The following is an 8,881-nucleotide window of genomic DNA, read 5'->3' on the forward strand; positions in this document are numbered from 1 at the left end:
TGCGGGTGTTGACAGCCGAACTCGGAAATGTATTGACTGTGTGCCAGAGAACACCTGTGCGACCGGAGCGGATCACCCGCCCCGGTCGTTCTCGTTTCAGGGACATCGATGGGACGACTGACCGCTCCGCCCTCACGGGTGGCAAAGCTGGGCACGCGCATCGCCGTGGACCACGGCGCATCGCGGGATGCCGTGCGCCGGAAGGTGACGCCGTGGCGTGCTTGGTACTCGACGCCGCGCTGGTTCCGCCTGCGGCAGGCGGTCTTCGTCCGGGATGGTGGCGTCTGCCAGAAGACCGGCGTGCTGCTCGTTGGTGGCAAGAACGCACCGGACAGCCCGGTCGTCGACCACATCGTTCCGCATCGCGGAGACCCTGACCTGTTCTGGAACATCGACAACCTGCAGCTCGTGTCCAAGGCGTGGCACGACAGCGAGAAGCAAAGTCAGGAGCGCGGCGGCTGACAGAGGGGGGGCGGGTAGAACCCCATGACCCCTCCAGCCCCTAGCCCGCGCCCCACCCATTCGGAGGTTTAATTTTGGCTGACCTGGAATATTCGGGCGGGGAGGTCCTCGTCGATCTCTTCGGGAACCCGGTTTTCCGGGTCCTCGGCACGCGCGGTCGGCCGCCCTTCGAGCGGACGGACGAAAACGCGAGGAAAGTCAGTATGTTGCTGGCGATGGGTTGGAGCAACGAGCGGATTGCAGGGGTGATCCGGGATCCGCGTACCGGGAAGTCGATCTCTGTGCCGACGCTGAAGCGGTATTTTAGACCCGAGCTTCAGGTGCGGCTCGTCGCGCGCGACATGCTGATGGCGCGGCAGCTCGAGGTCGCCTTCGCGAAGGCGGAGGAAGGCAACGTCGGCGCGATGAAGCACTTCCTCCAGCTGGTCGAGAAAAACGACCTAATGCTGGCGGCAAAACGCATGGCCGACGATCTGCCGGACGAGGACGATAAGCCGGCGGCGGTGGGCAAGAAGGAAGCGGCGCGTCGGGCGGCGCTCGATGCGGTATCCGATGAGGATGACCACCTTCTGACGCCGGGCAAATGGGCGAACTGATCCGGTCGGCCGCCTGGGACACGGCGCTTCCCGACTGGGAGGACCGGCTTGTCCAGGGACTGTCCCTGATCCCGCCGCTGCCGCTCTTCGAGCAGGTCGCGGACAAGGCGGTGGCCGTGTTCAAGCGGCTCCGGATCCCGGACATGATCGGGAAGCCGACCTTCGGCGCCACCGCCGAGGATTGGGTCTTCGACTTCGTCCGGGTCGTGTTCGGGTCCTACGATCCGGACACCAAGAAGCGGATGATCCGGGAGTTCTTCCTGCTCATCCCGAAGAAGAACACGAAGACGACGATCGCGGCGGGCATCATGGTGACGGCCGCGATCCTGAACGAAAGACCTGAGGCGGAGCTGCTCTTCGTTGCGCCGACGCAGGAGGTTGCGAAAACCGCGTTCAGCCAGGCGAAGGGCATGATCAAGGCCGATGCCCGCCTCGATGCTGATCTCGGCGAGGGGGGCATTTTCAAGATCCGCGACCACAAGCGGACCATCGAGCATCTCGTCACGGGGGCGGAACTAAAGATCGTCTCGGCCGACACCGATGTGGTGACGGGCACAAAGGCGACATACGTCCTCGTCGACGAGACCCACGTCCTGGGTGCAAAGCCAAAGGCGCCGGACATCTTCACCGAGCTGCGCGGCGGTCTCGCTTCGCGACCAGACGGGTTCTTCCTGCAGATCACGACGCAGTCGAAGGAAGAGCCGCGCGGACAGTGGAAGGCAGAGCTCGCGACGGCGCGACAGGTGCGGGACGGCACGCTGAAGCTTCCGATGCTCGCGGTGCTCTACGAGCTGCCGGAGAAGATGGCGAAGGCCGAAGCGTGGCGGGACGAAAAGACCTGGGGCATGGTCAATCCAAACCTCGAGCGGTCGGTGTCGATCGAGTTCCTGCAGGACGAATGGCGCAAGGCACAGGGCAGGGGAAAAGAGGCCGAGGCGCTCTTCGCGTCGCAGCATCTGAACGTCGAGATCGGTCTCGGGCTGCACTCGGAGCGCTGGGTCGGGGCGGATTATTGGCAGAAGCTGGTCGATCCGGGACTGGCGGACCTCTACGCGCTGATGGAGCGATCCGAGGTCGTGGTGGTCGGCGGGGACATGGGCGGCGCGGATGACCTCTCCGCGCTCGCCTTCCTCGGCCGGGAAAAGAAGACCCGCCGGCTGCTCCATTGGGGGCGCGCCTGGGTGTCGCCGGACGCTCTGACGCGGCGCAAGGAGATCGCGCCGATCCTCGAGGAGTTCGAGGCAGACGGTGACCTGGTCATCGAGCCGGACAGCGAGGAGCACGCGCGCCAGATGGCCGAGCTCGTCACGATCCCGCGCGACGCCGCGCTCTATCCGGAGGCGGGCTTCGTGGGCCTCGATCCGCACGGGGTCGCGGCGCTGCTCGATGAGCTCGAGGCCGCGGGGTTCTCGCCCGAGGCGTTCTATGGCGTCGGCCAAGGATACAAGCTGAACGGCGCCATCAAGGGGCTCGAGCGTCGCTTCCTCGACGGCCGGTTCCGGCACGGCGGACAGGGCATCATGCGCTGGTCGATCGGGAACGCGAAGGCCGAGACCCGGGGCAACAACACGATCATCAACAAGGCCCGCGCCGGCGCCTGCAAGATCGACCCGCTGATCGCGCTCTTCAACGCCGCGATCCTCATGGACCTGAACCCGGTTGCGGCCGGGGGCGGCATCAACAGTTACTTCGAAGCGCTGGGGGCGTAACCTTTGGGCATCTGGACACGCATCAAGTCGGCCCTTCAGCCGCGTGTTGAACTGTCGCTGACCGACCCTACCGGATGGCGTGTTGCCAGCGGGTCGTCGGCCGGAACACCGATCACGGAGAGCTCGGCGATGGCGCTGGCCACGGTCTGGGCCTGCACGAACCTGATCGCAGGCACGCTTGCGTCACTGCCAGTCGAGATCACGCGCAAGGGTGCGGACGGCCGCCGCGAGGTCCTGGGTGACCACCCATTGTCTCGCGTCTTGCGGGAAGCGCCGAACGCAGATCAGACCGCGCTCGAGTTCATCGAACATCAGGCCCTTGCCATCGAGCTCTGGGGCAATGGCTTTGCGCGCAAGATCATGGGCGCGACCGACAGGGTGATCGGGCTGGAGCCGCTGCACCCGGGGAAGGTGCAGGTCTATCGGGCGTCGGACGGTGCTCTCGGATATCGCTGGACCGATGACCGCGGGAAGCAACACCAGGCGGGAGAACGCGAGATCGTCCACCTGCGGGGGTTCGGGGGGCATCCTCTTGGCGGGCTGTCGACGCTCGCCTTCGCGCGCAATTCGTTCGGGCTCGCGCGCCAGATCGACCGCTCGGCGGCGGCGATGTTCGAGAACGGGATGCAGCCGTCCGGGGCGCTCACATTCAAGGAGTTCCTGACGGCCGAGCAACGCCAGATCGCGGAGACGAGGCTGGTGGAGCGGCACCTCGGTGCGCGCAACGCCGGGCGGCCGATGATCCTCGAGGGCGGGGTGAGCTGGGAGCCGATGATGATCAATCCCGAGGATGCGCAGATGCTCGAAGCGCGTCGCTTCTCGGTCGAGGAGATCTGCAGGTTCTTCCAGGTGCCGCCGCATATGGTCGGCCACACGGACAAGGCGACGAGCTGGGGGTCAGGGCTCGAACAGCAGATGCTGGGCTTCCTGACCTTCACGCTCCGGGTTCGGATCAAGCGGATCGAGACGGGTCTCGAGCGACAGCTCCTGACCCCGGCGGACCGGGCGCGCGGGATCGGGATCAAGTTCAACGTCGAGGGGCTGTTGCGGTCCGACAGCGAGGCGCGGTCGGAGTTCTACGAGCGCGCGCTGCGCAATGGCTGGATGACGATCAACGAGGTCCGGGCGCTGGAAGGGCTCGAGCCGGTCACAGGCGGCGAGGTGCCGCGCATGCAGATGCAGAACGTTCCGATCACCGATACGGGCAAGGAGGCAGGGAATGGCCAGTGAACAGAAATCCGCGCCGATCATGGAGATCAAGGCGCTCGACGACGAAACCGGCGTGATCGAGGGCTATGCCTCGACCTTTGGTGGGGAACCCGACGCCTATGGCGACGTGATTGCCCCCGGTGCCTATGCCGACAGCCTGGACAAGCACCGGGCCAAGGGCACCATGCCGAAGCTCTTCTGGCAGCACGACAGTCACGAGCCCATTGGGCGCTGGACCGAGATGCGCGAAGACGACCACGGGCTCCTCGTGAAAGGAAAGCTCAACCTCGCCGTCCGGCGCGGGGCCGAGGCACTCGCGCTGCTCAAGGATGGCGACATCGACGGGCTGTCGATCGGCTACCGGATCAAGGAATACTCGGTCGACACCGAGACCAGTGTCTGGACGCTCGAGAAGCTCGACCTGATCGAGGTGTCGGTCGTGTCGACACCCGCGAACGAGAACGCGACCATCGCCAGCGTGAAAGCGGCGAAGGCGGTTCACGAACTCACCGTAATGCTCAAGGCCGGGGACCGGCTGACAGAGCGGCAATTCGAGACCTGGCTCAAGGGATTGGGCTTTTCGAATGCGCAGGCGGAGCGTGCCGCGCGCCTCCACCTGAAAGGGCAAGGGGATCTTGCCGATGACGCGGACGATGCACTCGCGCGTTTCGCGGCGGTGCTCATGGGCTGAGGCCCGACCTAACCACATCATCACAGGAGATTCCGATGTCGGATCCGAAACTGACGCCCGAGCAGCTCGCGGCGGACCTGAAGAAGGCGCAGGATGATATCCGCGCCAAAGCTGACGAGGCGCTTGGCCGCGCCGAGAAGGGCGAGAAACTGACCGAAGGCCTGAAGGAGCAGATCGACGAGGCGCTTCTCAAGATGGGCGAGCTTACCGAGCAGGTCGCTGTGCTTGAACAGAAAGGCGTGCGTGATCCCGGCCAAGGCGCATCGCGGTCGCTCGGCCAGATGTTCGTGGACGACGAAGGCGTGAAGTCCTTCCTCGACGGGCGTCCGACCAAAGGCAAGGCTGACATGATGGTCAAGGCGACGATCACGTCGCTCACCACCGACGCCGCGGGCTCGGCCGGTGACGCCATTGCGCCGGCGCGCCTGCCCGGTGTGCAGATGATGCCAAACCGTCGCATGACGATCCGCGATCTGCTCATGTCCGGTCGCACCGAGTCGAACGTGGTGCAGTATGTGCAGGAAACCGGGTTCACCAACTCGGCCGCGCCGGTGGCCGAGGGCGCAAAGCGGGCCGAGTCCGACGTCAAGCTCGAACTCGTGAATGGGAACGTGGCCACGATCGGTCACTACATGAAGGCCTCGCGTGAAGTCCTGAACGACGCGCCGATGCTCGCCTCGATGATCGACGGTCGCCTGCGCTACGGTGTCGACTTCAAGGAAGAGGTTCAGCTCCTGTCTGGTGACGGCACTGGTCAGAACCTGTCCGGTCTCGTGACCGAGGCGACGGCGTATTCCGTGCCTGGATCGCTGACTGCAGAGAACCTCGTCGACACGCTGCGGTTCGCCGCTCTGCAGGTGTATCTCGCTGAGTTCCCCTCGTCCGCGTTCGTCTTGAACCCGATCGACTGGGCCTTCATCGAGACCCTCAAGGACGACATCGGGAACTACATCATCGGCGACCCCCAGAGTGGCGCGACGCCGACCCTGTGGCGTCTGCCCGTGGTGCAAACGCCCGCGATGACGGTCGACAAGTTCCTGACCGGGGCCTTCGACAGCCAGGCGCAGGTGTTCGACCGCGAGCAGACCCGCGTCGAAGTGGGTTACGAGAACGACGACTTCACCAAGGGACTGGTCACGATCCTCGCGGACGAACGGCTGGCCCTGGCGGTCTACAGGCCCGAGGCCTTCGTCTACGGCGATCTCGGCCGCATCGCCTAAGAGCGTCGGTTGATCGAGGGGGCGGGAGACCGCCCCCTTTCCTGAACCGATGACATCGAACGGAGGGTTCCATGGCGAAGCAGACTTATGACGTGAAGCGTCCGCACCAGGGTGATCGCTGGTACGCCGTAGGCGAAAAGCGCGTCGCGCAGCCGGGCGAGGTCGATCACCTCGTCGCACGCGGCGTTCTCGTGCTGCATGGCGAAGACGAAGCGCCCGCAAAACCGAAGGCGGCACCCAAGCCCAAGAACAAGGCCGTCGTCGCCGAGAAGAACAAGTCCGAGGCGGACCTCCCCGACGATGAGGGTGCGGCCGACGAGGGTGACGCCGAATGAACCTGAGCCTCGTCGCTCCTGCAGCTGGCGAGCTGATCTCGGTCGAGGACATGAAGACCCATCTGCGTGTCCTCGAGGAACACGAGGACGAATTGATCGAGGGTTACGTGCGGGCGGCTGTCGGTCATCTCGACGGGCCGAACGGCTATCTCGGGCGGTGCCTTCTGAACGCTGAGTGGCGGCTCTCGGTCGCGGCGTGGTCCGGGCGTGTCGCTCTGCCGCTGGTCGACGTGTCCGAGGTGGCGGTCGGTTATGTGGACACCGAGGGCGAGGCGCAGACCGTCGATCCGGTCTACTACGATCTGGTCGATGACAGTGGCAGGGTCTGGGTGCAGTTCCGATCTGCCTTCGCCTATCCGTCGCTGGATGCGGATCTGCCGCGTCCGGTGTCCGTAACCTTCACCGCGGGGTTTGGCGATACCGCCGAGGATGTCCCAATGCCGATCGTGCAATCGGCGCGTCTCCTGGCGGCGCATTTCTACCAGAACCGGGAGGCGGTGGCCGGTGGCGCGATGGCGGCCATTCCGCTTGGCGTGCAGACCATGTGCGCGCCCTTCCGGCGCAACTTCGTCTGATGGGCGTCGGGATCGGAAACCTGGACCGCCGTGTGGCGGTCTACCGCTACAGCGCGGCTGGCGGTGCCGGGCTCGTCGCGGAAACCCGCAACGCGCTCAACGAGGCGATCCAGCCGGAACCGGCTGCTGCGGTCCCGACCGCCGCCCCCTTCGTCGAGGCCTGGGCGGCGCGGGAGGACATGTCGGACAAGGAGCGCCTGGCGGACGGTGTCCAGCTCGCCGGGTTGCAGACGCGATGGCTGGTCGCCTCGACGCCGAAGACGCGGACGATCGCGGCCAATGACGTGATGGTGGCGGACGGCGCCACCTGGAACATCACCGGCGTGAAGGAAAGCCTGCGCGGCGGCCGTCATCGCCTGCTCGAGATCACGACGGTGGAGATGGTCTGATGGAGTTCGACCTCAAGTTCGAAGGCGGGCGCGAGCTCGAGAAGATGCTCATGGACCTGCCGCACACCGTCGCGCGATCTTCGGCACGCCGGGTCCTGCGCAAGGCGCTCGAGCCTGTGAAGGCGCAGGCCGAAGCGAACGCCGCCGACGATCCGGCGACGGCCGCGCATGACCTTCATCGGTCCATCGGGATCACATCGCGGTCGAACACACGAGGCGGAAAACGCGATGCCGGGAACGAGGTGTCGATGCATGTCGGCGTGCTCACTTCGATCCACCAGGATCGCAAGCCGGAACGGAAGCCCTACGCGGCCGCGATGGTGAACGAGTTCGGCAGCCACAAGATGCCGGCGCATCCCTTCATGCGGCCGGCCTGGGACGCGAAGAAGCGCGAAGTCTGGGACATCATGGTCGAAGAAATGCGCCGGGATGTCATGCGGGCCGTGCGCCGTTTCATGGCGCGTGGCCGATGAAGGCGGCGCTGACCTCTCTCCTGCTCGCGGATCCGGACCTCGAGGCGCTGGTCGGGACGCGGGTCCACTGGCTGACGCTTCCGCCGGGTGAGGCAGGCGCGCCCTACCTCATCCTGCAGGAGATCAGCGAGGTGGAGCCGATGCACCTCGAGGGGCCCACGGGCCTTCGGTTCGCGCGGCTTCAGACGGATGCCTGGGGTGAACGGCTCGCGGACGCAGTGGCGGTCGCGGATGCAATCGAGGACCTGCTCAATGGATATGCCGCGGTGTCCGGCGGCATCCGGTTCGAGCGGATCACCAAAGAGATGCGGCGGGACATAGGTCCCGTCGATGCCGACGGCACGAGGATCCTGTCCCGCGTGTCGATGGATTTCGAAGTCGTCTGGAGCAAGGAGACCTGACATGGCAGACGCGAAAACGGGTTATGGAACCACCTTCAAGCGTTCCGATACCGGCCTGTCCGGTGGTGTGATGACGGCGATCGCCAAGGTGCGCAGCCTGACCCCCGCCAAACTGTCCCGGGGCACGAAGGATGTGACGCATCTGGAAAGCCCGGGCGGATACCGCGAGTTCATCACGGACCTGCGTGATGGCGGCGAGTTCTCGGTCGAGCTCTACCTCGGTGCGACCGATGCCGCCTATGACGAGCTGCTCGTCGATTTCGCGGATGACGATCCGGGCTACTACGAGATGGAGATGAGCAACGGCGCCGTCTGGGGCTACGCCGCGTTCATCACGAACCTCGAGCCTCCGACCATCAACGTCGACGGCGAACTCATCGTCTCGGCCACCTTCAAGGTCACCGGCCAGCCCAGCTGGACGGCGGGCACCTGAGTTCACGGAAAGAGGAGATCTGCATGGGCAAGGGAATGGACCCGCGTTCGCGCAAGACGTTCGAAGCCGACGGCAAGACCTGGACGCTTCAGTTCACCACCAATGCCCTCGTGGAGCTCGAGGAGGCCGTCGGAAAGAAGATCGACGCCTTCCTCGAAGCCGAGAGCCATTCGCTCAAGGATCTGCGGACCATGTTCTGGGCGGGGCTCATCGAGCACCACCCGGAGGTCACCCAGAAGCAGGCCGGTGACATCATCGATGCCGCCGGCGGGCTCGAGGCGATCATGGGCATCATCAACGGGGCGATGACCGCTTCCCTGCCAGAGGCCGATGCCGAGGACGGGTCCAAGGGCGGTGCCGTGGGAAACGGAAAAGCGGCGGCCTGAAC

Annotated in this window: 13 protein-coding genes; all 13 read left to right on the forward strand. The window is 65.4% G+C overall.

Annotation, left to right across the window (positions count from 1 at the left end; genetic code table 11):
- Window positions 1-108 precede the first annotated feature (108 nt).
- The 13 genes from KJP29_RS04275 to KJP29_RS04335 all read left to right on the forward strand — a co-directional run bounded on the left by KJP29_RS04275 (window position 109) and on the right by KJP29_RS04335 (window position 8,879).
- Complete coding sequence (locus KJP29_RS04275) at window positions 109-462, forward strand: HNH endonuclease (protein ID WP_218462310.1); 354 nt, start codon at window positions 109-111, stop codon at window positions 460-462.
- Between the two features lie 74 nt (window positions 463-536).
- Window positions 537-1,058 (forward strand): resolvase, encoded by a 522-nt coding sequence (locus KJP29_RS04280; RefSeq protein ID WP_218462311.1) that lies wholly within the window; start codon window positions 537-539, stop codon window positions 1,056-1,058.
- On the forward strand, window positions 1,046-2,767 hold the full coding sequence (locus KJP29_RS04285; protein WP_255553420.1) for a terminase large subunit: 1,722 nt from the start codon (window positions 1,046-1,048) through the stop codon (window positions 2,765-2,767). Before KJP29_RS04280 ends, KJP29_RS04285 begins: the two co-directional genes overlap by 13 nt.
- A 3-nt stretch (window positions 2,768-2,770) precedes the next feature.
- On the forward strand, window positions 2,771-3,997 hold the full coding sequence (locus KJP29_RS04290) for a phage portal protein (protein ID WP_255553421.1): 1,227 nt from the start codon (window positions 2,771-2,773) through the stop codon (window positions 3,995-3,997).
- Window positions 3,987-4,667, forward strand: a complete 681-nt coding sequence (locus KJP29_RS04295; RefSeq protein ID WP_218462312.1) for an HK97 family phage prohead protease — start codon at window positions 3,987-3,989, stop codon at window positions 4,665-4,667. Before KJP29_RS04290 ends, KJP29_RS04295 begins: the two co-directional genes overlap by 11 nt.
- A 35-nt stretch (window positions 4,668-4,702) precedes the next feature.
- The gene (locus KJP29_RS04300; RefSeq protein WP_218462313.1) at window positions 4,703-5,887 is read left to right on the forward strand and encodes a phage major capsid protein; all 1,185 of its coding nucleotides are present in this window, start codon (window positions 4,703-4,705) and stop codon (window positions 5,885-5,887) included.
- Between the two features lie 71 nt (window positions 5,888-5,958).
- The gene (locus tag KJP29_RS04305) at window positions 5,959-6,222 is read left to right on the forward strand and encodes a hypothetical protein (protein WP_218462314.1); all 264 of its coding nucleotides are present in this window, start codon (window positions 5,959-5,961) and stop codon (window positions 6,220-6,222) included.
- Window positions 6,219-6,797 (forward strand): phage head-tail connector protein, encoded by a 579-nt coding sequence (locus KJP29_RS04310; RefSeq protein WP_218462315.1) that lies wholly within the window; start codon window positions 6,219-6,221, stop codon window positions 6,795-6,797. Before KJP29_RS04305 ends, KJP29_RS04310 begins: the two co-directional genes overlap by 4 nt.
- Entirely contained in the window at window positions 6,767-7,186 is a 420-nt protein-coding gene (locus KJP29_RS04315) for a head-tail adaptor protein (RefSeq protein ID WP_218462316.1), read from the forward strand. Before KJP29_RS04310 ends, KJP29_RS04315 begins: the two co-directional genes overlap by 31 nt.
- On the forward strand, window positions 7,186-7,659 hold the full coding sequence (locus KJP29_RS04320; protein ID WP_218462317.1) for an HK97-gp10 family putative phage morphogenesis protein: 474 nt from the start codon (window positions 7,186-7,188) through the stop codon (window positions 7,657-7,659). Before KJP29_RS04315 ends, KJP29_RS04320 begins: the two co-directional genes overlap by 1 nt.
- The gene (locus KJP29_RS04325; protein WP_218462318.1) at window positions 7,656-8,060 is read left to right on the forward strand and encodes a DUF3168 domain-containing protein; all 405 of its coding nucleotides are present in this window, start codon (window positions 7,656-7,658) and stop codon (window positions 8,058-8,060) included. The genes KJP29_RS04320 and KJP29_RS04325 overlap by 4 nt, the downstream gene beginning before the upstream one ends.
- Window position 8,061: 1 nt before the next feature.
- Window positions 8,062-8,493: a phage tail tube protein gene (locus tag KJP29_RS04330; protein WP_218462319.1), complete on the forward strand. Its 432-nt coding sequence runs from the start codon at window positions 8,062-8,064 to the stop codon at window positions 8,491-8,493.
- 23 nt (window positions 8,494-8,516) lie between these two features.
- Window positions 8,517-8,879 carry a gene transfer agent family protein gene (locus KJP29_RS04335; RefSeq protein WP_218462320.1) on the forward strand — a complete coding sequence of 121 codons (363 nt, stop codon included), beginning with the start codon at window positions 8,517-8,519 and terminating at the stop codon, window positions 8,877-8,879.
- The last annotated feature ends 2 nt before the right edge of the window (window positions 8,880-8,881 follow it).

Source organism: Maritimibacter sp. DP1N21-5 (assembly GCF_019218295.1).
Lineage (GTDB): Bacteria > Pseudomonadota > Alphaproteobacteria > Rhodobacterales > Rhodobacteraceae > Maritimibacter.